General features: G+C 72.2%; 29 protein-coding genes. 15 read left to right on the top strand and 14 right to left on the bottom strand.

All coding sequences use genetic code 11. The annotated features are described in order from the left end of the window. The first annotated feature begins 239 nt into the window (after positions 1–239). Positions 240–1,160 (top strand): alpha/beta hydrolase, encoded by a 921-nt coding sequence (locus BXY45_RS21530; protein WP_146211319.1) that lies wholly within the window; start codon positions 240–242, stop codon positions 1,158–1,160. A gap of 18 nt (positions 1,161–1,178) precedes the next feature. Here the strand turns inward: BXY45_RS21530 and BXY45_RS21525 are convergent, their stop codons facing one another. After that, positions 1,179–1,715, bottom strand: a complete 537-nt coding sequence (locus BXY45_RS21525; RefSeq protein WP_109776587.1) for a Uma2 family endonuclease — start codon at positions 1,713–1,715, stop codon at positions 1,179–1,181. A gap of 201 nt (positions 1,716–1,916) precedes the next feature. On the opposite strand from BXY45_RS21525, the gene BXY45_RS21520 reads away from it, so the two are divergent. The 5 genes from BXY45_RS21520 to arr all read left to right on the top strand — a co-directional run bounded on the left by BXY45_RS21520 (position 1,917) and on the right by arr (position 5,357). Further along, complete coding sequence (locus BXY45_RS21520) at positions 1,917–2,450, top strand: RNA polymerase sigma factor (protein ID WP_211319829.1); 534 nt, start codon at positions 1,917–1,919, stop codon at positions 2,448–2,450. Next, complete coding sequence (locus tag BXY45_RS21515) at positions 2,447–3,556, top strand: hypothetical protein (RefSeq protein ID WP_109776586.1); 1,110 nt, start codon at positions 2,447–2,449, stop codon at positions 3,554–3,556. Before BXY45_RS21520 ends, BXY45_RS21515 begins: the two co-directional genes overlap by 4 nt. Positions 3,557–3,840: 284 nt before the next feature. Further along, positions 3,841–4,341 (top strand): GNAT family N-acetyltransferase, encoded by a 501-nt coding sequence (locus BXY45_RS21510; RefSeq protein ID WP_211319828.1) that lies wholly within the window; start codon positions 3,841–3,843, stop codon positions 4,339–4,341. A gap of 123 nt (positions 4,342–4,464) precedes the next feature. Then, entirely contained in the window at positions 4,465–4,857 is a 393-nt protein-coding gene (locus BXY45_RS21505) for a hypothetical protein (RefSeq protein ID WP_109776584.1), read from the top strand. A 47-nt stretch (positions 4,858–4,904) separates the two neighbouring features. Then, a complete protein-coding gene (gene arr / locus BXY45_RS21500) occupies positions 4,905–5,357 on the top strand; it encodes an NAD(+)--rifampin ADP-ribosyltransferase (RefSeq protein WP_109776592.1) in 453 nt (150 codons plus the stop codon). A 58-nt stretch (positions 5,358–5,415) separates the two neighbouring features. On the opposite strand, the gene BXY45_RS21495 is transcribed toward arr, so the two are convergent. The 3 genes from BXY45_RS21495 to BXY45_RS21485 all read right to left on the bottom strand — a co-directional run bounded on the left by BXY45_RS21495 (position 5,416) and on the right by BXY45_RS21485 (position 7,654). Continuing rightward, on the bottom strand, positions 5,416–6,039 hold the full coding sequence (locus tag BXY45_RS21495; protein ID WP_109776583.1) for a GDSL-type esterase/lipase family protein: 624 nt from the start codon (positions 6,037–6,039) through the stop codon (positions 5,416–5,418). 86 nt (positions 6,040–6,125) lie between these two features. After that, a complete protein-coding gene (locus BXY45_RS21490) occupies positions 6,126–6,794 on the bottom strand; it encodes a LysE family translocator (RefSeq protein WP_211319826.1) in 669 nt (222 codons plus the stop codon). 44 nt (positions 6,795–6,838) lie between these two features. Next, positions 6,839–7,654: an AraC family transcriptional regulator gene (locus BXY45_RS21485; protein WP_211319825.1), complete on the bottom strand. Its 816-nt coding sequence runs from the start codon at positions 7,652–7,654 to the stop codon at positions 6,839–6,841. A 104-nt stretch (positions 7,655–7,758) separates the two neighbouring features. On the opposite strand from BXY45_RS21485, the gene BXY45_RS21480 reads away from it, so the two are divergent. Continuing rightward, positions 7,759–8,517 carry an SAM-dependent methyltransferase gene (locus BXY45_RS21480; protein ID WP_109776582.1) on the top strand — a complete coding sequence of 253 codons (759 nt, stop codon included), beginning with the start codon at positions 7,759–7,761 and terminating at the stop codon, positions 8,515–8,517. 190 nt (positions 8,518–8,707) lie between these two features. Continuing rightward, a complete protein-coding gene (locus BXY45_RS21475; RefSeq protein ID WP_146211318.1) occupies positions 8,708–9,364 on the top strand; it encodes a hypothetical protein in 657 nt (218 codons plus the stop codon). On the opposite strand, the gene BXY45_RS21470 is transcribed toward BXY45_RS21475, so the two are convergent. Next, positions 9,319–9,723, bottom strand: a complete 405-nt coding sequence (locus BXY45_RS21470) for a VOC family protein (RefSeq protein ID WP_109776589.1) — start codon at positions 9,721–9,723, stop codon at positions 9,319–9,321. The genes BXY45_RS21475 and BXY45_RS21470 overlap by 46 nt on opposite strands. Before the next feature lie 280 nt (positions 9,724–10,003). Here BXY45_RS21470 and BXY45_RS21465 point away from each other — a divergent pair, with 280 nt between their 5' ends. Further along, the gene (locus tag BXY45_RS21465; protein ID WP_146211317.1) at positions 10,004–10,639 is read left to right on the top strand and encodes a hypothetical protein; all 636 of its coding nucleotides are present in this window, start codon (positions 10,004–10,006) and stop codon (positions 10,637–10,639) included. A 28-nt stretch (positions 10,640–10,667) separates the two neighbouring features. On the opposite strand, the gene BXY45_RS21460 is transcribed toward BXY45_RS21465, so the two are convergent. Next, complete coding sequence (locus tag BXY45_RS21460; protein ID WP_109776579.1) at positions 10,668–12,884, bottom strand: MMPL family transporter; 2,217 nt, start codon at positions 12,882–12,884, stop codon at positions 10,668–10,670. A gap of 142 nt (positions 12,885–13,026) precedes the next feature. Here BXY45_RS21460 and BXY45_RS21455 point away from each other — a divergent pair, with 142 nt between their 5' ends. After that, a complete protein-coding gene (locus BXY45_RS21455) occupies positions 13,027–13,674 on the top strand; it encodes a TetR/AcrR family transcriptional regulator (protein ID WP_170131667.1) in 648 nt (215 codons plus the stop codon). Here BXY45_RS21455 and BXY45_RS21450 read toward each other — a convergent pair. From BXY45_RS21450 to BXY45_RS21440, 3 genes are read right to left on the bottom strand one after another with little or no spacing between them, the layout of a single operon-like run. After that, complete coding sequence (locus BXY45_RS21450; RefSeq protein WP_109776577.1) at positions 13,660–14,265, bottom strand: hypothetical protein; 606 nt, start codon at positions 14,263–14,265, stop codon at positions 13,660–13,662. The genes BXY45_RS21455 and BXY45_RS21450 overlap by 15 nt on opposite strands. Beyond that, on the bottom strand, positions 14,262–14,552 hold the full coding sequence (locus BXY45_RS21445) for an ArsR/SmtB family transcription factor (RefSeq protein ID WP_170131666.1): 291 nt from the start codon (positions 14,550–14,552) through the stop codon (positions 14,262–14,264). The genes BXY45_RS21450 and BXY45_RS21445 overlap by 4 nt, the downstream gene beginning before the upstream one ends. A 5-nt stretch (positions 14,553–14,557) precedes the next feature. Then, positions 14,558–14,893, bottom strand: a complete 336-nt coding sequence (locus tag BXY45_RS21440; RefSeq protein WP_170131665.1) for a VOC family protein — start codon at positions 14,891–14,893, stop codon at positions 14,558–14,560. Between the two features lie 616 nt (positions 14,894–15,509). Between BXY45_RS21440 and BXY45_RS23615 the strand changes: the two genes are divergently transcribed. Beyond that, complete coding sequence (locus BXY45_RS23615) at positions 15,510–16,274, top strand: IclR family transcriptional regulator (RefSeq protein WP_170131664.1); 765 nt, start codon at positions 15,510–15,512, stop codon at positions 16,272–16,274. 52 nt (positions 16,275–16,326) lie between these two features. Here BXY45_RS23615 and BXY45_RS21430 read toward each other — a convergent pair whose 3' ends face one another. The 3 genes from BXY45_RS21430 to BXY45_RS21420 are packed head-to-tail and all read right to left on the bottom strand — an operon-like array spanning position 16,327 to position 19,384. Beyond that, positions 16,327–16,578, bottom strand: a complete 252-nt coding sequence (locus tag BXY45_RS21430) for a hypothetical protein (RefSeq protein WP_109776573.1) — start codon at positions 16,576–16,578, stop codon at positions 16,327–16,329. A 53-nt stretch (positions 16,579–16,631) separates the two neighbouring features. Continuing rightward, positions 16,632–17,969, bottom strand: a complete 1,338-nt coding sequence (locus BXY45_RS21425) for a TRAP transporter large permease subunit (protein ID WP_109776572.1) — start codon at positions 17,967–17,969, stop codon at positions 16,632–16,634. Next, positions 17,969–19,384, bottom strand: a complete 1,416-nt coding sequence (locus tag BXY45_RS21420; protein ID WP_109776571.1) for an RraA family protein — start codon at positions 19,382–19,384, stop codon at positions 17,969–17,971. Before BXY45_RS21420 ends, BXY45_RS21425 begins: the two co-directional genes overlap by 1 nt. A 154-nt stretch (positions 19,385–19,538) precedes the next feature. Here BXY45_RS21420 and BXY45_RS21415 point away from each other — a divergent pair, with 154 nt between their 5' ends. Both BXY45_RS21415 and BXY45_RS21410 read left to right on the top strand, forming a co-directional pair. Continuing rightward, entirely contained in the window at positions 19,539–20,255 is a 717-nt protein-coding gene (locus BXY45_RS21415) for a GH25 family lysozyme (RefSeq protein ID WP_211319823.1), read from the top strand. Between the two features lie 49 nt (positions 20,256–20,304). After that, positions 20,305–20,865, top strand: coding sequence for a dihydrofolate reductase family protein (locus tag BXY45_RS21410; RefSeq protein WP_109776569.1), 561 nt, complete (start codon positions 20,305–20,307; stop codon positions 20,863–20,865). 42 nt (positions 20,866–20,907) lie between these two features. On the opposite strand, the gene BXY45_RS21405 is transcribed toward BXY45_RS21410, so the two are convergent. Continuing rightward, the gene (locus BXY45_RS21405; RefSeq protein ID WP_109776568.1) at positions 20,908–22,347 is read right to left on the bottom strand and encodes an NAD(P)/FAD-dependent oxidoreductase; all 1,440 of its coding nucleotides are present in this window, start codon (positions 22,345–22,347) and stop codon (positions 20,908–20,910) included. A gap of 195 nt (positions 22,348–22,542) precedes the next feature. Here BXY45_RS21405 and BXY45_RS21400 point away from each other — a divergent pair, with 195 nt between their 5' ends. Both BXY45_RS21400 and BXY45_RS21395 read left to right on the top strand, forming a co-directional pair. Continuing rightward, positions 22,543–22,914, top strand: a complete 372-nt coding sequence (locus tag BXY45_RS21400) for a PadR family transcriptional regulator (RefSeq protein ID WP_109776567.1) — start codon at positions 22,543–22,545, stop codon at positions 22,912–22,914. After that, positions 22,914–23,933, top strand: coding sequence for an HAAS signaling domain-containing protein (locus tag BXY45_RS21395; protein WP_109776566.1), 1,020 nt, complete (start codon positions 22,914–22,916; stop codon positions 23,931–23,933). Before BXY45_RS21400 ends, BXY45_RS21395 begins: the two co-directional genes overlap by 1 nt. 4 nt (positions 23,934–23,937) lie before the next feature. Here the strand turns inward: BXY45_RS21395 and BXY45_RS21390 are convergent, their stop codons facing one another. After that, entirely contained in the window at positions 23,938–24,204 is a 267-nt protein-coding gene (locus BXY45_RS21390; RefSeq protein ID WP_109776565.1) for a hypothetical protein, read from the bottom strand. Between the last annotated feature and the right edge of the window lie 497 nt (positions 24,205–24,701).

The raw sequence follows: 24,701 nt of genomic DNA, 5'->3' as shown, positions 1-24,701 counted from the left end.
GACGGGCTCGTCAGCACCAATCGTCACCGACGTCGAACCGCCCCGACCCGCCCCCATTTTCCTCCTCCGAGACGGCCCCCGGCCAGAGCCGTTCAAGGAAGTCCTGCACGCTCGGCGTGCAGAACTTCCTTGATCGTCGCGGAGGGGGGCGGGGGCGGGGGCGGCGGTGAAGGGGTGAGGGGGCCGAACGGGGACCTCGGAGGCAGCGGCGACGGCGCGACTGGCGCAGACTCGCGGGGGTGAGCAGCCCGATGTCGCCAGACCCGCGCCCGGGCGGGCGCCCGCCGAAGCGCCGCGGACTCGTCGTGGCGGTCGCCGCTGCGGTGGCGGTGGTGCTCGTAGCGGCAGCGGCGCTCGCCGTGCGGGAGTTCCGCCAGCGCGGCGAGGACCAGGTCAGCGTCGGCGGGGTGCCGGTGGCGGGGCCGCCGTCGTCGTCGCCCAGCGGGTCAGCCAGCTGCGACGGCGGAGCCAATGGCGACCTGCGCTTCGACACCGAGATGACCGGCACCGACGGCGAGCAGGTGCCCTACAGCGTGAGCCTGCCCGCCGACTACTACACAGCGTGCAAGACCTACCCCGTGCTGTACGCGCTGCACGGGCGCGACCAATCCAACGCCACCTTCCTGCCCGAGGCGGAGCGGCTGCGGGCTGGGGTGGAGGCGGGGGCGCTGCGGGACGTCGTCATCGTCACGCCGGACAGCAACAAGGACGGCCGCTGGGAGGGCGTGTACGACACGCACTTCATCGACGACCTCATCCCTCACGTCGAGTCGACCTACCGCGTGGAGCCGGGCGCTGCGCAGCGGCTGCTCGTGGGCTGGTCGATGGGCGGGCACGGAGCGTTCCGGTTCGGCGTCGAGCACCCGGACGACTTCGCGGCGGTGTGGTCGGTGGACGGCGCGATGAGCCGGGAGCCGTCGTCGTACCTGGAGTTCCTGGACGGGGTGAAGGCGGAGCAGCCGCAGATCCGGCTGGTGGGCGGCGACCTCAACGGCGACCGCGTCGAGCAGGTGGTGAACCTCTTCGCCCAGCAGGGCGTCGACTTCCCCTACCAGCGGCTGCCCCTCGGCCACGACTTCAAGCTCTTCGTCGAGGCCGACCAGCAGGCCGACTGGGCCACGCTGCGCTGGATGGACTCCCAGCTGGGCCGTCAGCTCTGACGTATCAGTTCGGAGGCATCAGGGTTGGCGAAGGTCGACCTCCACCGCGAACGGAGCGGTGACCCTGAGGATGCCGGTGAGCGCCTCGCCGTCGCGGTAGCTGGCCGTGGCTCGGTCGAGCACGTGCGTATACACGATGGGGACACCCGTGGCGGCCTCCTCGACGCGCCAGTAGAACTCGATGCCGGCTTTGGCGTACTGATCGCGCTTGACCACGCGGTCGGTGGTCTCCGACCCGGGCGAGACGACCTCGACCACGAGCAGCACGTGCTCGGGTCGAGTAGGGCTCACGTCGATCGTGTCAGCGGGGTAGACGACGACGTCGGGTCGGCGGTTGGTGAGCGGGACGTCGTGCAGGCGGAGGTCGACGTCACCGTCGGCGTTCCACTCGGGTCCCGCGGCTGTGTCGAGGGTGTTGGCGAGCATCCGTGCCAGCCGCTGGTGACGGTTGGAGGGACTCGGGCGCGGAACGACGGTCCCGTCCACGACTTCGACGCCCCTGGACTGCTCCTCGGACCAAGCGTCGTACTCCTGTGCCGTGATTGGCTCGTACAGAGCTTCCTCCCGAGGTCCAGGCCTACGTCCCCTCCGCCCACGATCATGCAGTAGACGCGCAGGCGGGGCGCCACAGTGCGCATCTTCTGCATGATCACGGAGTCAGCGCGGACCGCGCCATCGCCGTCGTCATGCAACCTCAGCAAGGTCGCGGCGCGTACTCCTGCGGTGACGCTGCTGCAGAGAGTCAGAGGAGGTGCTGTGGCCACCGAGCTGGAGGCGACGTTCGACGCGTTCGCCACCGCCTCGGCACCGCACCTACGGCGCCTGGCCCGCACCTGGTGCCGGGACGCCCACCGCGCCGACGACCTCGTGCAGGAAGCCCTCGAGCGCCTGTGGTCGGCGTGGCCGCGGGTGCGCGCCGACGGCAACCCCGCCGCCTACGCCCGCACCACGCTCGTGCGGGTACTCATCTCCGACGCGCGCCGCCCGTGGCGACGCCTCGAAGTGGTCCACGACCTGCTGCCTGAGCGCTCGGCTCCGGCCGCCGCTTCAGTGGCCGGGGACGACGCCGCCGAGACGCACGACCGCATGCTCGACGCGGTCCGCGCGCTCCCGCCGCGGCAGCGGGCCGTGGTGCTGCTGCGCTACGCCGAAGACCAGTCCGTCGCGCAGGTCGCCGAGGCCCTCGGCTGCAGCGAAGGCACCGTCAAGAGCCAGGCCTCCCGTGCGCTCGGAACGCTCCGCGCGCGCCTGGCCGACTGCCGTCCCACGACCACGGAGGTGTCGCGGTGAGCGACTCGCAGCACGACGAGCCCATCCACGACCTTGATCAGGACGACGACGACGGCGGTCGCGGAGCGAGGCCGGGCGCGGCGTCGCCGTCGTCGTCGTCCTTCGAGGGAGACCTGGGGACGGCGCTGCGCAGCGTGGACAGCGAGACCGGCGCTCGGCCTCTGGACCTGGAGGCCGTGCGGCGGCGCGGGGCACGGCGGCGAGCGCAGCGGCTCGACGGGAGCCGACGGTTGCCGGTGCTCGCGGGCGTCATCGCCGCCGCGTGCACGGCGGGCATCGTGGCGGTGACGGTGAGCGCGCTGCCGTCGTCGTCGCCGGTTGCCAGTCCTGGGATTGCCGGTCCTGCGGGCAGCAGCCAGCCGACCGCGACGTCTCTCCCGACGACAGCCCCACTTGCGCAGGCACCGACAGCAGGGCCCTCGCCGACCCTCACGACCGCCCCGCCCACCAGCTCGGCGATCCCCTCCGCCACCACGGTGACCGGCTCCGAGAAGGACATGCAGACACCGCGGGTGACCGTGGTGCCGCTGGCGCCGGGCGCGACGTTCCCCGGGCACGGCTCCCCGGACTGGAACCCGAACGTGGTGGCGTACGAGATCCCCGATCTGGTCACGTCGCTGTCGGCGCTGCCGAAGGGATCCGAGCTGGGTGACGACATCGGGCAGTACCGCCTGCAGCCGACCGTATCCGGGCAGGGATGCGGCGAGGGCGACACAGCCATCGTCGCGGGGCGGCAGTGGACGTGGACGGTCGGGCCGATGTCGAACGACCTCGACCAGGTCGCCACCACCGTCACCGTCACAGGGTGGGCCGCCGGGAAGGGGCCGCAAGCGTTCCGCGACGTGGTCGCCAACACCGGGGTGTGCCGGTGGATGAGCACCCCGCAGGTGACCGCAGTCGCGGCGAACGGCGCCGACGAGGCGTGGGCGGCAACGTTCCGCAACAACGGCCTCACGTTCGGGCGGGCGGCGGCGCGTGTCGGTGACACGGTGGTGGGCGTGGAGGTCATGAACCCGCCCAGCGGTGGGACCGCCGAGGCGCAAAGGGTGCTCGAAGCGGTCGTAGCGGAGCTCGTGGCCGACCATCTGCCCGGCACCGGTCGCTGACCCTGAACCAGGCCGTGACCATGACCATTCCCGCCGTGATCATGGGCGTCCGCCACCCTGGAGTGTCAGGTTCAGGCGCGGTGTCAGGCGCTCAAGGCTTTATCCGGCCTTGAGCGCCTGACACTGCGAGACGTCCTGACACTTCCCGGCACGCTCGTGGAGACCAGGACGACGACCGCGCGTCGCCCAGATTCATGATCATGCAGAAGACCCGCACCTAGGGCGGACACAGTGCGGATCTTCTGCATGATCATCGCATGCCGCGGCACGGCAGACTGACGCGCATGGTCGTACTGCACCCACAGTTGCCCGAAGACCTGCCGCTTCTCACGGGCGGTGAGAGTCCGTTCGACGACTTCGGCCCCTCGCGCGCGCCGGACGGCCCGGCGGACTGCGACCTGCAGACGCGCGGCGCGCTCACTGTCACCACCGACGACGGCGACTTGGCCGGCGAGATCACCTGGCACTGGCAGGACCGGCGCTGGGGCCCGAACGTCGCGTCGAGCTGCCCGATGATCGGCATCTGGCTGCGCCCGACGCACCGCGGCCGGGGCTTGGGCGCCCAGGCGCAGCGGCAGCTGGTCGAGCTGCTGTTCAGGCACACGACGGCGCACCGCGTCGAGGCGCACACCGACGTGGAGAACATCGCGGAGCAGCGCAGCCTGGAGAAGGCGGGGCTGCTGCGCGAGGGCGTGGTGCGCGGTGGGCAGTGGCGCGACGGCGCTTACCGCGACGGCGTGCTGTACGCCGTGCTGCGCACGGACCTGACCGACGACGCGCGCTGAACGGGACACCGGAGGGCTCCTGCGGCAGCTCTGGCTGGTCACTTGAGCAGCCGCCCGTATCTCCACGCCCGACGCGCCTCGGAAGGCTTGACGTCAGGTCAGCCTGACGCGCAGGCTGGGGTCATGACCACTCCCGCTGCGCTGGAGCGCGAGCACACGCTGCTCACGGCCGCCGCTCGGTACGACGAGCTGCGGCGTCAGGAAATCGCCGACTCGGTCGGTGTCGACACCGCCGTGGGCGACCCCGCGAGCGCGCTCGAGCTCCTGGCGCTCAGCGAGGTACTCGTCCGCAAGGCCGGCTACGGGCGCCAGCTGACCATCCGCTCCGCTCGCGCCGCCGGTGCGAGCTGGGCGCAGATCGGTCAGGCACTCGGCGTGAGCAAGCAGTCAGCGTGGGAGGGGCATCAGCGCTGGATCGACGAGCAGGTCCGCCAGCACGCCGCCGTCGACCACGAGGGCATGGACGACGACGAAGCCGCCGCCGCGCGCGAGCTCGCAGGACGGAGCTCGGACTAGTGAGCGCCAGACCCGTGAGCACGGACGACTCCTCGCCCCAGCCGCGGGTGCCCGTGACCTACGAGCGCTGCGACCACGTCAGCGGGCCGTTCTTCCACGGCACTCGCGTGGCGGTCAGCGTGGGTGATGAGCTGGTGCCGGGCCACCGGTCGGCCTTCCGCGAGCGGGCGCTGCGGCACATCTACTTCACCGCCAAGGAGGAGACCGCGGTGTGGGGTGCGGAACTGTCGACTGCGCTGTCGGGCGAGGCCGAGCAGCCGGGTGGAGCCGGGCGCGGGCACGTGTACGTCGTCGAGCCACTCGGCCCCTTCGAGGACGACCCGAACGTCACCGACAAGAAGTTCCCCGGCAACCCGACGCAGTCGTACCGGACGCTGCATCCGCTGCGCGTGGTCGGCGAGGTCCAGGACTGGCCGGGCCACTCCCCCGAGGTGCTGCAGGGGATGCTCGACGGGCTCGCCCGCCTGCGTGCGCAGGGGCTGGACGTCATCGAGGACTGACGCGCTCGCCGATCCCCGGCCGGCCGCAGCTGACCGACGCCCTCACCCGGTGGGGAGCTCAGCGCCCCTGACTCCGCAGCGCGCCGACCCAGGCGTCCCAGGCGGGCGCCACCAGGTCGGCCATGAGGGCGTACCCCTCGGCTTGCGGGTGTGCGCCGTCGTCCTCGGCGACCTGCCGCATCCACAGCGGGTCGCGGCGCAAGACATCAAGGACGGGCACGTAGGTGATGCCGCGGTCGGCACAGACGGTGGCGAAGCGCGCGTCGACGAGAGCGGTCCGTGCGTTGTGGGCCGCGTCGTCCACCGGCGGTGGCCCGACCACCAGCACCTTCCAGCCGTTCGTCGCGCAGCTGGACAGCGCCGTCGATAGCGCCGCCACTGATCCGCCGACCGGCACGCGGGTCTGACTCCCTTCGGCGGTGGTGTCGTTCACGCCGCACGAGATGACGACGCCCGCAGCGCAGCCTTGAGGCAGCCGCGGGCGGCACTCAGCCACCAGACGGGCTGCGACCTCCGCGCTTGTCTGACGGCGCACGCCGAGGTTGTAGGAGCTCAGCGGCGTGCCGCCCACCCGATCGCAATGCGTGCGAGCGGCCAACCGCCCGGCCCATCCGAGGTGCTCTGGGTCGCCGATCCCGGCGACGAAGGAGTCTCCGATGAAGCACACGTGCACGTCCGACACGGGAGCATGATCGCTGATCACGTTCTGCGCAAAGGTGCCGGCCGTCGGTGGAGGAGGCGTCGCCTCGCCACCACGACACCGCTGCGTCAGCGTGGAGCGAGCAGGCGAACCACCGCCCCGATGGTCGTGCCGGCGCCGAACACGAGCAGGAACGCCCCCGCGACCCGCGTCACCCACGGCACGACGCGCGTCGCCCGAGCCAGCACTCGCGGGGATCCGAGGACCCCCGCGACGAGCAGATCCCAGACGAGGACGACGGCGACCATCCACACGCCGTATCCGATGAGCACGTGCGGTGCGGCCCCGGCGATGACCGACGCGAGGCTCACGTAGAACAGTGCGTTCTTCGGGTTGAGCAGTCCCGAGGCCAGTCCGAGACCGACGTTCCTGCGCCACGTCAGCTGCCGGGCAGCCGGAGCCTGCTCGAGGTCGATGTGGCCGGCGGACCGGAGGAACACCGCGCCGACGTACGTCAGGAACACACCGCCCGCCAGCTGCACGACCAGTAGGACCAGCGGTGAGGAGATGAGCGAGAGGCCGCAGAAGGCGACGGTGATGAGGACGGCGTTGGCGGCCGCGATCCCCCAGCAGACTCCGCTCGCGCTGCGCCAGCCGCTGACCATGGCGGTGCGAGAGATGAGGAAGAAGTCCACCCCCGGGATGAGCAGAGCCAGGAAGTGCGCGACCGCCACCGCGATGAACTGCTCCACGCCACTCCCGCCGTCCGCCAGACCGTTGAGACCACGGTCGGCCACCGGCGGGCGAGGCGTCTTGAACGATGTTGCCGTCGGCCCGGAGGTCAGCCTCGGTAGGTGCTCGGGGTCGCGGCGACGTGCGCGCGGAAGACGCGGTGGAAGTGGCTCTGGTCGGCGAAGCCCAGCGTGTGCGCGACCTCGGTGACGGGGGTGCCTCGACGCAGCAGGTGGCGGGCTCGGGTGATCCGCTGGTCCTGGCGCCACGCCAGCGGGGCGAGCCCGGTGGCGCTCTTGACGGCCCGGATGAGCTGGAAGCGGGACAGGCCCACGAGCCTGGCGAGCTCGTCCAGGCGCGGGTTGGTCTCGTCGTCTCGCAGCCGCTGGAGCACCGGCAGCACCCGCTCCAGCAGGGCGTCGTCGCCGCCGCCGAGAACGGTGTGCACCGGTGCCGCCTCAGCCAGCGCCCGGGCGAGGCCGCGGAAGCCGCGCTGGATGGTCTCGGCCTCCGCAGCGCGGCCCTCCCCGTCGGGCTGACGCGAGAAGAGCAGCTCGCTCCACTCCAGGAACCGCTGGTGCGCGCGGGCGTCGCGCAGCACCGTGACGCCCTTCAGGAGCGGCCCCGCTCCTGTGCCGACGGCCTGCGCCGCTGCCCACTCCTGGTCGACGTGCACCATCTGGTACTGCCAGGGGCCGCGACGCGGGTTGCACTGGTGGACCTGGCCAGCCGCGATGACGACGACGTCTCCAGCGCGGAGCTGCACAGTGTCGCCGGAGGGGGCAGTGAAGACCGACGTGCCAGCCTCGACGAGTCCGACCGAGAAGGCGTCATGGGCGTGTGGCCGGTAGCAGGTGTTCTCCTGACAGGAGCGGCGCGCTTCCAGATGGGGCAGCGCAGTGCTCCGCACGAACTCCGAACTCACGACGCCTCCCTCCTGCTGCGCCTGACCGGTAGTCATGCTGGGGCACATGACGGGTTCGACGGTGAGCACCCCCCGGATCGTTGGGCTGGAGGGCTGACAGCACCGTGGACCGGAGCCTCATCGGCGACCTCGCCCACACCGACCACCCGATCGCCTCACCTCTGGACGACGACACCGTCGACGCCCTGCTACGCCGTGCACTCGCCGGGCAGCGCTCCGTACTGGACCTGGGGTGCGGCGACGGGACCTGGCTGCTCCGCGCGCTCCGTCTGAACCGTGGGCTGCACCCTGAGCTGCACGCGGTGGGCGTCGACCTCTCCGGGGCGGGCTTCGAGCGCACGCGGACCGCAGCGGATGCGGAAGGCCTGGGTGACCGGCTGGAGCTGCACGTCGCGGACGCGGCGATGTGGTCGACGGACGAGCGCTTCGACGTCGTCCTGAGCATCGGAGCGGCTCACGCGTTCGGCGGGCTCGTCCCGGCGGTGGAGGCGGCTGCGTCGCACCTGCAGCCGGGCGGGCGCCTGCTCGTGGGCGAGTGCTTCTGGGAGCAGCCGCCCAACGATGCCGCCCTGGGGGCGCTAGGGGCGAGCGCTGACGACTACGCCAACCTTGCCTCGACCGTCGAGGCCGTGCGTTCCGCCGGGTGGGAGCCGCTGCACGCCCACGTCAGCAGCCTTCAGGAGTGGGACGCCTACGAGTGGTCGTGGACCGGGTCGCTGACGCGGTGGGCACTGGAGCACCCCGACGACCCGTCGAGCGCGGAGGTGCTGACCGTCGCAGCCGAGCACCGGGCAGCGTGGCTCGGCGGGTACCGCGGCACGCTCGGCTTCGTGACGCTGCTCCTGGGTGACGGAGGTCCATGATCACGGCGGGAATGTGCTTCGGAAGTCCATGATCACGGATGGGGATCTGCGTGGATCTTCGGGCCCGGACCGCAGACGCCGACGCGCCCGACGTCCACCACCTCGCCGATCGCCGGCGGGAGCCTGCCCGGGCCTGCCACGATCTCCGTCCGCTCCACCGCCGGTGGTCGGCCGCCCTTCGGAGGTTCCGGTGCCTTCAGTCCGCAGTGCCCTTGCCCTCGTGGTGTGGGGGCTCGTACTCGACCTGGCCGACCTTCGCCTCGGCAGCTTCGACGTGCTCCCTGACGTGGTGGGGCTCGCGCTGGTGCTCCTTGGCCTCAAGGACCTGTCCGCGCACCTCCCGGGGCTACGCCGCGCCAAGCAGGTGGCGATGGTCGCGGCCGTGCTGTCCCTGGCTGACCTGGTCCACCCGCTGCGCACGACCACCGAGGTCGCGGGCGAGATGACGACGTCGGTCACCGCGGCAGGCGAGCCCATCGGGCTGTGGGGTCTCGCGTCGGGGCTTCACGACGTCGCGGTCACGCTGCTGATCATCCTGGTGTGCCGTGCCGTCGCGCGAGCCGCGCGCGACGGTGGCGCGGTGACCGTCGCGGAAATCTTCGGCCGCCTGGTGCTGTGGAACACGCTGCTGCTGGTCGCGGAGCTGCTGGCGACTGCCGCGGGGTTGGCTCTGGGCGAGGAGGCCACCGAGCTGGCGGTCGTCGTGCTGCCGGTGGTCATCGCGGGGGTCGCGCTGTCGATCTGGACGCTGGTGCGCCTGTGGGGCCTGCGCGAGGGACCGCCGCTGGCGTCGTCGTCCGCTCAGCCGCGAGGTTCCGAGGTCGGCTTCATCCAGAACGGTGAGTAGTGGTAGCCGTCGGGGTCGTCGAACTGGCGCTGGTACATGAAGGAGTAGTCGTCGGTGTCACCGATCCGCCCGCCAGCAGCCCGCGCACGCTCCACGAGCTCGTCGACGGCCTCGCGGCTCGGGAGGTCGAAGGAGACGGTGACCTTCGAGGGGGTGCCGGGCCCACCGATGAGGTCTTCGGTGCCGCCGACGCTGGCGTACATCTCGCGACTGCTGAGCATCACGTACTGCTCGGGCGCGAAGGCGAAGCAGGACGCCGCAGGACCCGACATCTCCGGGTTGAGGGTCCAGCCCAGGGCCGCGTAGAAGGCGGTGGCGCGCTCGACGTCGTCGACGGGACACGCGATGAAGAGGCTCACGCGGTCGATGCTGCCAGCCGAGGAGGACAAGGGCGGCAAGAACGACGACGACGACGGCGGCGCACGTCGTGGAGCGAGGGCACTCGCGCGCGGAGTTGTGAGCGTTGGCCCCTTCAACGCGATCGATTGGCCCCATCAGCGTGAGCACGCCGTCACACCCAAGGGGCAAACCCAGCCCACCCAAGGGGCCAACGCTGACAGCTGCGGGCACGGAATGGACGCGGAAGCCGGTGCCGGTGTTGCACCCCGAGCGGCCCGTTCGGCTGGCAGGGTGCGTGCCGTGGCCGGTTTTCGCAGGACTCCCCCGGTGCTCGACCTGGCCGCAGTTCCGCCGGACGTTCGCTCGGCGATCGAGGCTGCGCTGGCCGGCGCCGAGGTAGCCGTACGTCGCGGCGGACGTGACCTCGGCGTACTCACCGTGCGACCCGCCGTGCTCGAGGGTGAGGTGCTGGAGGCGCCGCGGTTGCCACCGCCGCAGGTCGAGGTGCCCGAGGGGGTGCTCGTCGTGGCGACGGCGATGCGCCTGTCGCGCGAGGTACAGCGGCGCCTGGCGGACTCGTTCGGGCCCGGGTTCCTCGTGCTGGACCTGCACGAGGCCCCGGCCAGCACCGACGTGCTGCTGGTCAATCCCGTGAGCCCACAGCTGCTGGAGATCCTCCAGGCGCGGTTCCCGAAGGCGCGCGTGGTGGTCACGGAGATCGAGGACGACGTGCTCGGCGTCGACTACGCCGGGCCCGTGGGCCGGATGCTGCGGGCCGGTGCGTCGGCCTACCTGCCTCCGCAACCCGTCGCGGCAGTGGCGGCGGGCGTGCGCGCCCACCTGGAGGGCACGGGCACCCCGGCCCTCACGGCTGCGGCAGGGGCCGAGCCGTCCCGGCGGGCGCTGCCCCCGGCGGCACGGCCGCTCGGCCCCTGACCCGTGCTCCTCGGGTCCCGCCGCGCCGTCACGCCTCGCGCAGGCCGAGCCTCGCGTGCACCAGCCGCAGCGGCTTCGGAGCCCACCAGTTGGCACGGCCGGCCAGCCGCATGAACGCCGGCACGAGCAGCCCGCGCACGAGGGTCGCATCGAGGAGCACCGCGAGCCCGACGCCCAGGCCCAGCTGCTTGATGCTCGTGACGCCGCTGGTGACGAAGGCGGAGAAGACGATGGCGAGCAGCAGCGCTGCCGCGGTGATGATGCGCCCGGAGCGCTGCAGGCCGAGCACCACGGCGTCTTCGGTGGACGCGCCGGCGTCGTGCAGCTCCTTGATGCGGGCCAGGAGGAACACCTCGTAGTCCATCGACAGGGCGAACGCGACCACGGCGACGAGCACGAGCATCGCGGTGTCGACGGTCCCGGTCACCGTGAAGCCGCCGACCAGCTGCCGCAGGTGCCCCTCCTGGAACACCCACACGAGCACCCCGAGCACCGCGCCGAGGCTGACGAGGTTCATGAGCACGGCCTTCACGGGCAGCAGCACGCTGCCGGTGAAGAGGAACAGCACCACCAGCGTGGTCAGCGCCACCCAGGCGAGCACGGCGGGCAGCGTGCGGGACGTGGCGTGCTGGCCGTCGGCGAACACCGCGAGCCCACCTCCGACCAGCGTGCCGGCCGGCGACGGGACCGCGCGCACGGCGTCCACCAGGTCGATGGCGGCCGGGGTGCGCGAGCTGCTGTCGGTGATCACGGCCAGCCGCGCGTCGCTGCCGGTGGTCCAGCCGGACCCGGGGTCGGCGGGTGCGGCGACACCGTCGACCAGCACCGACGTCGGGGTGACCACCCGCACCACGCCCTCGACGCGGGACAGGGCGGCGGCGTAGTCCGCCAGCTCGGCACCCGGCACGCGGCTGCTGTCGGCACCACCGGGGACGACGACGTCGAGCGGTGAGCTCTCCGCCCCCGCAAAGCGCTCGTCGAGGAAGGCGGCGCCGACGGCTGCGGCGCTGCTCGCGGGCAGCACGCGGGCGTCGGTCTGGGACAGGACGACGTCGCGGGCGGGAGCGGCGAGCACGGCGAGGAGGGCGAGCACCCCCACGAGCACGGGCCAGGGGCGGCGCATCACCGCGCGGGCCGCGCTGGCCCACGCGCCGGTGTCGCGCGGGGTGAGGTCGCGCCGCACCACGCGCAGCGCGTCGACCCGGGGGCCGAGCAGCGAGAGCAGGGCGGGCAGGGCCACGAGGGACCCGACGACGGCGAGCGACGTCGAAGCCACCCCGGCGATGCCGAACGAGCGCAGGAAGTACTGCGGGAACAGCAGCAGCGACGCCATGGTCGCTGCCACCGTGGCCCCCGAGACGAGCACCGTGCGGCCTGCGCTCGCCACGGTCCGGACGACGGCGCCGTCGACGTCCTCCCTCGTGAGGGCGGTGTGCGCGAGGCCTGAGCGGGCCAGCTCCTCGCGGAACCGGTTGACCACGAGCAGGGCGTAGTCGATGCCGAGCCCGAGCCCCAGCCCGGTGGTGAGGTTGAGCGCGAAGACCGAGACGTCCGTGGTGAGCGTGGCGAGGAACAGCACGAGCAGGGAGCCCGCCACGGCCACGGCCGCCACGAGGAAGGGCAGCAGGGCCGCGGCGAGACCGCCGAAGACCACCACGAGCAGCGCTGTCGTGACCGGCACGGCGATGCCCTCGGCGAGGGCGAGGTCGGAGGCGATGGTGGAGCTGATCGCGTGGCCCACCACGGCCCGGCCGCCGGCGTAGACCTGCAGGCCGTCACGGGATCCGGCGTAGTCGTCGAGGACGCGCTCCCCGAGCGCCTCCGTGGTGGACGGGGAGGCACCGGGGTCGGTGTGGACGAGCACCTGCCCGGCGCGCCCGTCGGTGCTCAGCAGCGCCGGCGGCCGGCCGGAGGTCCAGTAGGAGACGACGCTGTCGACGCCGGGCTCTGCGGCGATCCTGTCGACGAGGGCGGTGGCTGCGGCTGCGGTGCTCGGGTCCACCGCGGAGGTGCCGGGGGCGGCGCTCTGGACGGCGAGCACCACGTCCGGGTCGGTGACGCCGAAGTCGTCGCGCAGCGCGGTGGCGGCACGGGCGGACTCGCTGCCGGGGTCGTCGAAGCCCTGGGACTGCAGGCGGGACAGCGCACTCGCACCGATCCCCCCGGCGAGCAGGACGCCGAGGACGACGGCGACGAGGGTGGTGCGGCGGAGCCTCACGACGGTGCGGGCGAGGCGGACGAGCATGTCGACTCCCGGTGAGCTCGCTCATCTGAACGATGTTCTGATTGACGCCGATGATGGTCAGCGATCTGAACACTGTCAAGATGTGCGGCCGACCGGCCGAGGCAGAATGACGAACCCCGCCGTCCGGAAGGCCCGTCCCCCCGTGTCCAGCTACCACCACGGCAACCTCAGCGCCGCCCTCGTCGACGAGGGCCTGGCGCAGGTGCATGACCGGGGAGCGGAGAAGGTGACCCTGCGGGGCCTCGCGGGGTCGGTCGGCGTCTCCCCCAGTGCCGCCTACCAGCACTTCGGCGACAAGGACGCCCTGCTCGCCGCCGTCGGCAGCGCGGGCTACGCGCGCCTGCGCAGTGCCATGGAGGAGGCCGTCAGCGCCGTCCGGGGCGAGGACGACGAGGCCGCGGTGCAGCGCCTGCTCGCCTCCGGCACGTCCTACGTGGCGTTCGCCGTCGCCGAGCCGCACCTCTTCCGGCTGATGTTCGGCCCACTGTGCGCCCCGCCCGAGCACGTGCGCGCCGGGGAGGGCCCCCGGGACTGCGCCGACCCGGCTGAGCCGACCAACCAGGGGCGGGCGGCGTTCCGCGTGCTCGAGCGGTGCCTGGAGGACCTGGAGCGCCGGCAGCTGCTGCGCGTCCCCGCAGACCAGGCGCTCCGCCTGCTCCTGTGGGCGACCGTGCACGGGTTCGCCGTGCTCGCCGTCGAGACGCAGCTCAACGCCGACGTCGGCGACCGGGTGCTCGAGGTGCTCCGGGAGCTCCTCGTGGGCCCAGGCGAGAGCTCACCGACCACCTAGCTGGTAGCGCGTCGCAGTGAGGCGGTCGGACACCGCGCACGTCTTGGTGTCGCGAAAGCCCCTACCGCGTAGCACCTCGCGGACCGCAGCGTCACCGAACATCACACCCTTGCCCTTGGGGTAGACCACCCAGACCGGCACGGGCGGGCCATCGGCGTGGACGTCGAGCGCCGCAAGAAGGTCATCCGCGGTGGCGACGCAGGCAACGAGCAGGTCGGCGGCGGCGCGGTCCGTCGTCGTCGTGCCCTTCAGCGCCTCGAGGAGCGCGGCGTCGTCGGTGTCGCCGACCAGCAGAGGCCTCGCCCCGTCGGCGAGACCCAGCTTCTGGCGCAGCGACGGCGGCGGTGTGGCGATGGCCTTGGCCCACGACACTGCGGCCCGCCCTCCCAGGTGGAGCGCTACCTCGTCGGGTCCGCAGCGCAGACGCAGGACGTCGCCGTCGACGACGACGTCGGTGATCTGCGCCGTCGCGAAGCGCCGCCGGAACGGGGCGCGCAGCACCAGTTCTGCGGCTTCGAGCAACACCTTCGCTTCGCCGGCGAGCGCTTCGGCGCCACCACCGTCGACGGTGGTCAGCTCGACACGGGTCACCGCTTCTCGCCCCACGCTTGCCCTCCCAGCTGTGCGACCTGGTCCGCGACCTCGGCGAGAAGCGCGGTGTCCGTGCGGTACATCCAGAACCGGCCCCGGCGCTCCAGCCACAGCAGCCCGGTCTTGCGAAGCACCTTGAGGTGTTCGGAGACGGTGGCCAGGGAGAGCTCGGACAGGGCGGCGAGGTCGCCAGCCGACTGCTCCTGGTCCCGGCACGCGACGACGAAGGCCCGCCGGTCGGCGTGCGCGAGCGCGCGCAGCAGCTCGTCCAGGGTCCCGGCGTCCACCGGGACTACTGCTGGATCAGCGTCAGCAGGTTGCCGGCGGGGTCGCGAACCTGCGCCCTGGTGACCCAGCCGTTGTCCGTGGCGGGCATGGCCACCGAACCGCCGGCGGCCTCTGCCCGGGCCAGCGCAGCGGCGAGGTCGGCGACCACCACGCCGAGTGTCAGCGACGCGTCGGGGGCTTCAGTGATGGCACCGCGCAGCCCGGAGGCGCCGCCCCGCCCAGGGGTCGAGACCTGCGCGTACCCAGGGCCGCGCGAGCTGACCTCCCAACCGAACACGGAGCCATAGAAGGCCGCGAGCGGCCCCAGCTCCGGCCCTAACACGTCGAAGTGGCCGATCACGGCCACACCCTCTCCACCCATGACGATTGCCTCTCAGCCAGGGTTCGAGGTTAATTCGGGATTTCCCGAAGCGTCAAGCTGTGTGCGCACGATCGCCCAGCTGCTTCGCGACGAGTCGTTCGGGTGCGAGCGGCCACAGCAACGCAGCGCTGAGCACGGCGACGAGCAGCGCGACCGGGACGAGTCAGCGCGGACCGATGCCGGCGCCGTAGATGTCGCTTCGCTGCCGCAGATGTCGGAATCGGGTGCTCGTTCCGACATCGAGAGCAGGGAAGCGACATCTCAGGACGAGAAGACGCTCCATCGCACGAGAAGGCGCCCCCTCAGGACTCCCGATGGGGCGGCTTCTCGCGTGACGGGGTGCAGACCCGCCGCTGAGCCAGCGGTCGGACCGCGAGAACCAGTCCTACGGCTGGCGCGTCTGCCCGAGGGAAGGCGCCGGGCGCAGTGGGGTGATGCCGCCGGGCGTGACGTCGAGATCGCTGCCGCGGTCTTCCGCCGGGGGCCAGGGGGTGCGACGCGATCGCATGCCGACAGCGTCGCGCACACCCCCCGGGGGGGGTGTCAGTCTCCCCGGGCGACGACGCCGAGGAGCAGGTGCTCGATGATGCTGACCGTGCCCGAGCCCGTCGCCTCGTCGATGCGATCCCTGGACCGCAGCCTGGACGTGCTGGACTGCCTCCAGCGCTCGGAGGCCCCGCTGCGGCTGAGCGACGTCGCGGCGCGGACGGGCCTGACGCTCCCCACGGCGTCGCGAATCCTGGCGGCGCTGGAGGCCCGCGGGTACGTGGCCTCCGACGCCAAGCGGTTCCGTCTGGGCGCCTCGGTGCTGGGGGCGGCGCACGCCTTCTTGCTCACCGACCCGCTCGTGGGGGCTTCGCGCCAGCACCTGCAGCACCTGGCGCAGGCCACGGGCCTGACGTGCTCGCTGTACGAGCGGGTGGGGTTCGAGCGCGTGCTCGTGGCGCGCGTCGACGGGCAGTGGCCGCTGCGCTACGAGCTACCCATCGGCCGGCGGCTGCCGCTGTACCTGGGCGCAGGCAAGGCCATCGCCGTCGACCTCGACGACGACGAACTGCAGGCCCTGGAGGCCCACGCGCGGACCCACCCCGATCCGAGCGGGGCGGGGCTGGACCTGGCTGCGCTGCGGGCGGACCTGGCCGGGCTGCGTGAGCGGGGTTTCCACATCTCCGTCGGGGAGCGCGCTCCCGGCATCATCGCGCTGAGCGTGCCGGTGAGGGCTGCCGACGCGTCGCCGCTCGGGGCGCTGTCCATCGCCGGACCTGCCGAGCAGAACAGTCGGGAACAGGTGCAGGGCTGGGCTGTCGAGACGGTCCGGGCCGCGGCCGCCATCGCCCAGGGACGCGCGCGGGTGGTGTGAGGGCCGGTCTCCCCCGCCCCCACACCACCCGTCGTCGGTCGGCGAACCGCTGTCAGTCGTCCAAGGCCGCGCCGGCACCTACCGGCGCCTCGTGCCGGGCCGGGGCGTAGCTCATGACGAAGGCGAGCAGCCCGGCGATGCTGGCCGCGACGAACGTCGGCGGCCCCACGGCGTCGCTGACCGTGCCGAGCCATTCCCCCCGGCCAAGGACGAGGGCCACCAGCTGCGCGCCGACGAGCAGCGCACCTCCGGCGAGCAGCAGGACGACGAACAGGGTGAACAAGGGACGCAGGACACGGTGCACGATCGGCTCTCCTTCGAGCGAGACGGACGGCTGCGGGTGGTCGGCGAGCGACCTCAGACGGGGAGCACCCCGAGGGTGATGAACACGCCGATGGCGAGGATCGGCAGGCAGAAGTAGCCGATGAGCGGCTTGAACGTGCGGACCGGATCGACCCCGGCGATGCCGCTGGCCACGTAGATCGGCGCTGCGGACGGCGGCGAAGCGCCCTCGGTGGAGGCGAACACGAGCACCGCGGAGGCAGCAACCGGCGCAGGCACTCCGGCGCCCACGAGCGTGGCCACGGCCACCGGTCCGATGGCGGCCATGGTCGCCGAGCCCGTGAGCGGGATGGCCACGGCGACGACGAGCACGCCGACGGCGATCGCGAGGATCCACAGCGGCGCGTCGAGCAGGCTGAGCACAGCGGTCAGCTGCTCGGGCAGCCCCAGGGAGGCCAGTGCCTCGGAGGCCGCGAAGGCGCCGACGATGGTCACGCCGATGACGCCGACGCGCGGCGCGCTGTCGCCCAGCAGGGTCCACCACTGGGAGGCGCGCTTCGGCAGTGCGGAGCGGCCGAGGAAGGCCACGAGGGCGACCAGCAACACCGGGATCCACACGACGAGGCTCACGGCATCGGCCACGTCGGTGCCCGTCCAGTCGTTCAGCGCACGGCCGGTGGGTCCGAGGGTGAGCAGCAGCGGCACGGCAATGGCCGCCAGCAGCAGCAGAGAGGTCCAGCCCACGCTGATGCTCTGCCGCGCCGGCACGAGGTCGGCGGGGTCCATCGCCTGGATGCCGTGGCGCCGCACGATGATGAACGCCGCGACGAGCCGGTACAGCAGGCACCACAGCCCCGCGATGAGCAGCGGGATGACGATGTCCTCGGCGTCCATGAGCTGGCTGACGCCCGCGGAGCCGATGAGGATGAACATGGTGCCGCTGAACGGGAACGTGATGCCCATGCCGGCACACCCCGCCACCACCGTCGCCGACATCGCCGGGGAGACCCCGGATCGCTTCATCCACGGGATGGTGATGGACCCGACGGCGGCGGTGACGGCTGCGCCGATGTGAGCGATCGACGCGAAAGCTCCGCCGCCGAGGATGCTCGTGTAGACCGGTCCGCCGCGCACCCGCCCCAGCAGCGAGTTGAGGATGTCGATGAGGCGCATCAGCAGCGGCGTCTGCCCCATGACGTGGCTGGCGACGACGAAGGCGATGGCCGCGTAGGTGACCTGCTCCTGCATCGCCTCGGCCACCGAGTGCGCGAGCACGGACAGGAATCCGGAACCGGCGAAGGCGACGGTGACGAGCAGGCCCACGACCATGGCCTCGCCGATGTTCCGCTTGAAGACGGCGTTCCAGACGATGATCGACGTGATGTAGGCGCCGAGCGCCCAGATGGCGAGCATCAGACGCTCGCCGTCATCGCTGAAGCGGTCGAGCTGGAGGTCGAGGACGACGGCGCCAGGGTGCGGCGGCCGCGTGACAGCTCGGCACGACGGCCCTCCTCCCACGCCTGGATCCGCTGGGCCTCGGCGAGGGTGCGCTCGGCCTGCGCGGCGGGGACGACGACGACGCCGTCACCGTCGGCAGCCACGAGATCTCCCGCGTTGACGACCACGCCGCCCACGCTGACCGGACGCCCAGCCCAGCCCGGTCCATTCTTGTACGGCCCGGCTGGCGAGGTACCGACGGCCCACACGGGGAAGCCCATCTCCTGGAGCACGTCGGCGTCACGGACCGCTCCGTCGATGACCATGCCCCGCACGCCCAGGGAAAGTGCGCGCTCGGCGATGAGCTCTCCCATGAGCGCCCTGTCGGTGTCGCCCTGGCCGTCGACGACCAGCACGTCACCGGGGCGCGCCTGGTCGAGCGCGATGGTGATACCGGGGTTCTCGCCCTTGCGGCAGAACACGGGCAGCGCCCGTCCGACCACGCGGGCCCCCGGCCAGACGGCACGCAGGCGGCCGGCGAGAACGTTGGTGCGCCCGAGCGCGTCGCCGATGTTGGCCACCGGCACGGCGGCGTAGGCGCGCAGCAGCTCGTCCTCGAGGCGGTGCTCGTCGTGGGCGGCGCCCCGGTGCAGGTCGGCGCTCGCCGCGGTCATGGTGGGCGTGAGCCCGAGGTCGCGGAGCATCGCAGCAGCGTCCTCGCACTCGTGGCTCCTGCGCAGCCCGTGCTTGACGGTGCCGGAGGCGAGGCGGTCCATCCACGGGGTGCCGCCGCTGAGCTGAGCGGCCACCTGGGCGCGCACCCAGTCACCGTCTCCGGCGGCCTCACCTGCGGCGAGGGCCTCGACGATGATGGCGCCCAGCCCCTTCATGAAGACGCTCCGGAGCAGCTTGCGCTGGGCCGCCGCACCGGCGGGGGCGTCCAGCACCTCGACCGGAGCTCCGAGCGCCCCGAAGCGTTCGGCGACGACCCTCGCGCCCGTGCCTGCCACCACGAGGGCGGTGCGGGCACCGCCCTCGGGGACGGACCCGACGACGGCGACGTCGGCGAAGAGCACGCCCTCGCGCTGCGCCACCAGGTCGGCCAGCTCCCGCTTCAGCTGAGGCGCCGCCGAGTTCATCTCGGCGACCACAGCGCCGGAGCGCAGGTGCGGCAGGGCCTGCTCCAGCACGGCCCGCGCGTGCCGGGCGCCCGTGAGACCGAGCACCACATCGGCCCCGTCGAGAGCCTCCGCCACCGAGGCGCATCGGACGACGCCGTCGGGAGTGGGGACGTCGGCAGGATCGAAGCCCGTCACGGTCAGACCGGCTGCGACGAAGCCATGGGCGTACAGGGTTCCGGCCTCACCGAGGCCGAGCAGAGCGACGCTCATGCGACTACTCCTTCGTAGTTCCACTGTGTGGAATAGACATCCACTGGGTGATAGCAGTGTGCGCTTGGTCACGGACCCGGTCAACCCCTGGCTTCGGCGCGCCAGGAGCCGCCCCTCCCCACGAGGGACGTGCCCCGGTGGGAGCCTGAGCCCCGTGATCACACGTGCGCGGCGTCGGCGCTGGTGGACGGCGGTCACCGCCGTCGTCGTCGCGCTGGTGGCCCTGGGGACGGCGGCGGCCCTGTGGGTGCCACACCACCGGCCGGCCCTGCGCGCCGGGGAGGCCTACGGCATCGACGTCAGCAACCACCAGGGCACGATCGACTGGGCGGCGGTGGCCAGCGACGACGTCGCTTTCGCGTACATCAAGTCCAGCGAGGGTGGCGACTTCACCGACGACCGGTTCACCGAGAACTGGGCGGCGGCGGAGCGCGTTGGCGTGCAGCGCGGCGCGTACCACTTCTTCACGCTGTGCCGACCGGGCGCCGAGCAGGCAGCGCACTTCCTGCGCACGGTGCCGCCGGAGGCCTCAGCGCTGCCGCCCGCGGTGGACCTGGAACTGGCCGGGAACTGCGCCGCGCGCCCCACCCGCGAGGCGGTCGACGCCGAGCTGGACACCTTCCTGACCGCCGTCGAGGCGGCGTGGGGACGGCGCGTGGTGCCCTACGTCGGCGAAGACTGGGAGGGCGCCTACCCGGTGGTGGACCGTCGCGACCTGCCGGAGCGTCCGCAGTGGCTGGTCAGCTTCGTCGGGCGGCCCAACCAGCGATGGACGGTGTGGCAGTACGCCTGGTGGGGTGCCGTCGATGGCGTGGAGGGTCGAGTGGACCTCGACGTCGCCCGCCTGGGCGAACTCACCCCCTCGCGGTGAATTCCGCCGCGACCGATCAGGTCTCGCCCCAGCCGTGGTCTGCTCTGGCATGGGGCAGCTGCGGTACTGGATCAACACCTCCCTCGACGGCTTCATCGCCGACGCCGACGGGCGGTTCGACTGGACCGAGCCCGACGTCGAGCTGCATGCCTTCTTCAACGACCAGGAGCGCGAGCTCGGCACGCACCTGTACGGCCGACGACTGTTCGCGATGATGCGGTACTGGGAGACGGCGCTGGAGCTGCCCGACAGGCCCGAGGTCGAGAACGAGTACGCGCGGATCTGGCAGGCCGCCGACAAGGTCGTCTACTCCCGCACGCTCACCGCGCTCGACACGCCCCGGACCGAGCTGGTGGCCGAGTTCGACGTGGACGACGTCCGCCGGCGCAAGGAGACATCCGAGCGCGACCTCAGCATCGGCGGCGCCGACCTTGCCGCGCAGGCGATCCGCGCCGGGCTCGTCGACGAGATCGGGCTGGTGGTGCACCCGGTGATGGTCGGCCGCGGCACCCGAGCCCTACCCGCGGACGTGCGGCTCGACCTGGCCCTGCTCGAGGAGCGGCGCCTCTCGGCAGGTGTCGTGCACCTGCGCTACCGGGTCCGCCACTGATCCCGTCGCGTCGAAGCGGCGAGTCGAGGGAGCCTGAGGGAGTTACGAGTCGAAGCCCAGGCCGGCGGCGTCGAGAGCCTTGAGGAAGAGGTTGCGCCGTCCCTGGTGGTGATCCGCCGCATCCAGCGACGCCTTGGTCAGCGCCACCCCTACCGTCGTCGCCGGCTCCGGAGGGAACGGCAACGGCTTGCGCCGCACCATGTCCAGCTCCGTGCGCTCGGTGGGGGTACCTGAGAGCACGTCGAGGAGCACGTCGGCGGCGAAGCGCGTGGCGCCCACGCCGAGGCCGGTGAAGCCGCGCGCGTACGCGAGCTGGCCCTTGCGGGCAGTGCCGTAGTACGCGGCGAAGCGGGTGCAGGTGTCGATGGCGCCAGCCCAGCGGTGACTGAAGCGCACGTCTTCCAGCTGCGGGAACATCGTGAAGAAGTGACTGGCCAACCGCTCGTAGGTGGCGGGACGGTCTTCGTAGCGGGGGTCGATGCGCCCGCCCGGGATGTGAATGGCGTCGTACCCGCCGAACAGGATGCGGTCATCCGCGGACAGCCGGATGTAGTGGAACTGGTTGGCGATGTCGGTGAGCCCCTGGCGGTTCTCCCACCCCACGGAGCGCTTCTGCTCGGCGGTGAGCGGCTCGGTCATGAGCACGTAGTCGTAGACGGGCACGGTCATGAGCCGGTCTCGGCGCAGCAGCGGGGGGAAGACGCCGGTGGCCAGCACCACCTGGCGGGCAGTCACGGCAGCGCGAGCGGTGCGCACCACCTGCGGCCCACCCTTGACGCTCGGCTTGTCAACGCTCGTGACCGCCGAGTGCTCGAAGACGCGCACCCCGAGGTCACGGGCGGCGCGGGCCAGCTCGCGGGCGAGCCGCGCGGGCTGCAGCATCGCGACGTCGTCTCGATCCCACCGGCCGGCCAGGAAGATCGGAGAGTTGATCTCTTCGCGCGTGGCCGCAGCGTCCAGTACCGCGTGGCCGGGGGTGGTGGCGTCGTCGTCCTCGGACAGCCAGGGCACCTGGTGGGGTTCGACGGCGACGGCGAGGCTGCCCGTCCTCTCGAAGTGGCAGTCCAGGCTGAGTTCCTCGACGTCGCGGGCGAACGCGTCGAGGTTCTCCCGGCCGAGGCGGTGGAGAAGGTCGTACTCGGCGGGCCAGCGGTTGCGCCCGTTCTCCTCACCGTGGGTGATGCTCGCCTCACAGAAGCCGCCGTTGCGGCCCGAGGCCGCCCACCCCACGGTCTCGGACTCCAGGACGACGACGCTGCGGCCGGGGTCGCGCCGCTTCGCCAGCACGGCGGTCCACAGTCCGAGGTAACCCCCGCCCACCACGACGAGGTCGGCCGAGGTGTTGGCCGTGAGCTGCTCCGGGACGGGCGACGGAGGCGCCTCGTCGAGCCAGAACACGCGCTGCTCGGTGCCCGACAGGGCCTTGGTCACGAGCGCGGGGTCGGGGGCTGATCGCTCCCACACCGTCGGAGTCGCCGCCATGGCCGGATGCTGCCACGGGGGTAGCCGGACGAGGAACCCTGCGATGCGGATTCCCTGGCCTCATCAAGCATGAGCCGCTGATTCCCACAGCGCGTCACGCGATCGACAGCCGAGTTCGCACCAGTGAACGAGTCTCGGGCGACACGGGGACGCACAACCCTTGCATCGCAAGCCTTGCGATGCAAGGTTACCTCCGTGGCCAGAGATCCCGACGACGACGACGGCGAGGCCGGCGGCGGGCGCGAGGAGCGGATCGCCGCCAACCTCCGCAAGGGCCTGCTCGAGCACTGCGTGCTGGCACTGCTCGCGCGCCGCGACCACTACGGCCTGGAACTCGCTGACGACCTCGTCGGCCGCGGCCTCACCGCCAGCGAGGGCAGCGTCTACCCGCTGTTGGCACGTCTGCGTGACGCGGGCGCCGTCGAGACGCGCTGGGAATCACTCGATGGCGTCCGCCCGCGCCGCTACTACGCCCTCACCACTACCGGCCGCGAGCAGCTGTCGACCTTCACCCGCGTCTGGCGCCAGACCAGCGACCAGGTCGACAAGCTCCTGGAGGAGATCTGATGGACGCCGCCGGGTACCTGCGAGCGCTGCGCGCCGAGCTGTCCGACCTTCCGGCTGATCGGCGGGAGGAGGCCGTGGACGACGTACGCGCCCTCCTCGCCGACGCCGCAGCCGCCGGGCGTCCCGTGGAGAAGGTGATCGCCGAGCTCGGCCCGACCGCGCACTACCGCGCCGAGCTCGGCCTGCCGCCGCGGGACGAGTCGGCAGCGCGCCGCGCCGGCGTCGTCCTCCTGCTGGCGGCGGTGGCGATCTCGCTGTTCGGAGCGTTCTTCGCGATGACGTGGTCGACGCTCACGTCGGTGCCGTGGCAGGCCGGGACCGGCCAGGGGCAACTGTCCGACCTGCCAACCGGCGTGTACCCCGAAGCGATTCGAGCCGCCGTCCCCGCGGTCGCGGTGCTGGTGACCGCACTGACAGCTCTGGCGCTGGCGCGGACCGGGCGTGATCGCGCCGTCGGCAGCTGGCGGACCTCGGAGCTCGTGGCTCTCACGGGAGCGTCGGCAGTCGCCGTCGTCGGGGTGCTGACCATCGGCGGCGACGGCTGGCTCTGCCTGCCGCCCGTCCTGCTGCTCATCGCCTCGGGGGTGCTCCCCCGTCGTCTGCGGCGCACCGGTGGCGGCAGCGCCGCGGGACGGCGCTGGGCGCGCGCCGTCGTCGTCGCCCTCCCGGGAGCTCTGAGCGTGAGCGCCAGCCTTTCGTGGCGCGACTCCAGCGCGCCCGTCGGGGTTCTCGACGTTGCCGCGATGCTGGCGACGCCGCTCGCGATGATGGCGGCAGGCGTGCTCGTGGGTCTCGGCTCGCGGATCGCGCACGTGGCGGTGGTCGCGGTCGGCGCGTGGGCCATGGCGGCCGGACTCATCACCGGATCGCTCCTCACGCTGGCGGTGTGGTGGCTCGGCGGGCTGTGGGTCGTGATCGGTCTGGTGGGCCTGCTCGACGGCACCCGCTGGGCTGTCGGACGACGACGCGAGGCGGCCGGCCGCATGGCGGCGGTGCGTGGCCGCGACGCCGTCGTCTGACCGTTCATCGCGCCGATCGCGCGCCCCAGCGGCGACCCACCAGCAGCGCAGCAAGCAGGAGGCCGAGCACCACGAGCCCCGCTCCTGTCGTCTGCTGCGCTGAGAGCACCAGGGCGAACGGGGACGCCGGCTCGCCGACCGGCGTGGGGTCGTAGGACCCGGAGTAGACGACGACCGAGGCCACCGGTCCGCCGAGCAGCGCAAGCGCGGTTCCGCCCACGACGAGCACGGGCACGAGCACGACGACGACGCGAGCAGCAGTCCGTTCCACGGCCCGATGATGGACGAGCGTCGGTGGCGGCAATCGGCACCTCGTTCATGCCGCGGACGCTCGCCAGATGTCGCACGAGGACGCCCCCACTACTCCCCCTCCCCGGGCCGCAGATGGCCAAGCGCCTCAGCCAGGGCAGAGCGGTGGACCGAGCTGCCGAGGCGTCGTCGGTGAAGACCTTGTACACCAGTCACCGGTCAGGGTTTCGTTGCTGGGCGTCGGGGTCTACATGGTGGTGGCCGTGGCGTCGAGCCATCGGAGCGATCGCGGTCGACGTCTCGCAGGCGTCCACGCTGCGACGTAGACCGCGAGCACGAGCCACGAGCCACGGAGCGCCCGATGCGGCCGCCTCGGGCGCGAGTGTCGCGTCAACGGAGTCACGTCCCGTGAAGTGGTGTAAATCCCGGAGCCGCTCCCGATGATCAACGGGCCGTCCACATCGACGGCTCGCAAAGATCAAGTTGAGCGGTCACCGCGCGATGTCAGTGAGAACCGAC

The sequence above is a fragment of the Quadrisphaera granulorum genome (genome assembly GCF_003149145.1).
Classification (GTDB): domain Bacteria; phylum Actinomycetota; class Actinomycetes; order Actinomycetales; family Quadrisphaeraceae; genus Quadrisphaera; species Quadrisphaera granulorum.
This window is presented reverse-complemented; position numbering and strand designations above follow the sequence as displayed.

Coding starts and splice junctions, on each gene's coding strand:
- BXY45_RS21510 (WP_211319828.1), top strand. CDS start 3,841: ATGGTCGTACTGCACCCACAGTTGCCCGAAGACCTGCCGCTTCTCACG.
- BXY45_RS21405 (WP_109776568.1), bottom strand. CDS start 22,347: ATGGCGGCGACTCCGACGGTGTGGGAGCGATCAGCCCCCGACCCCGCG.
- BXY45_RS21425 (WP_109776572.1), bottom strand. CDS start 17,969: ATGCTCGCCATCTGGGCGCTCGGCGCCTACATCACGTCGATCATCGTC.
- BXY45_RS21505 (WP_109776584.1), top strand. CDS start 4,465: ATGACCACTCCCGCTGCGCTGGAGCGCGAGCACACGCTGCTCACGGCC.
- BXY45_RS21460 (WP_109776579.1), bottom strand. CDS start 12,884: ATGCTCGTCCGCCTCGCCCGCACCGTCGTGAGGCTCCGCCGCACCACC.
- BXY45_RS21420 (WP_109776571.1), bottom strand. CDS start 19,384: ATGAGCGTCGCTCTGCTCGGCCTCGGTGAGGCCGGAACCCTGTACGCC.
- BXY45_RS21410 (WP_109776569.1), top strand. CDS start 20,305: ATGGGGCAGCTGCGGTACTGGATCAACACCTCCCTCGACGGCTTCATC.
- BXY45_RS21395 (WP_109776566.1), top strand. CDS start 22,914: ATGGACGCCGCCGGGTACCTGCGAGCGCTGCGCGCCGAGCTGTCCGAC.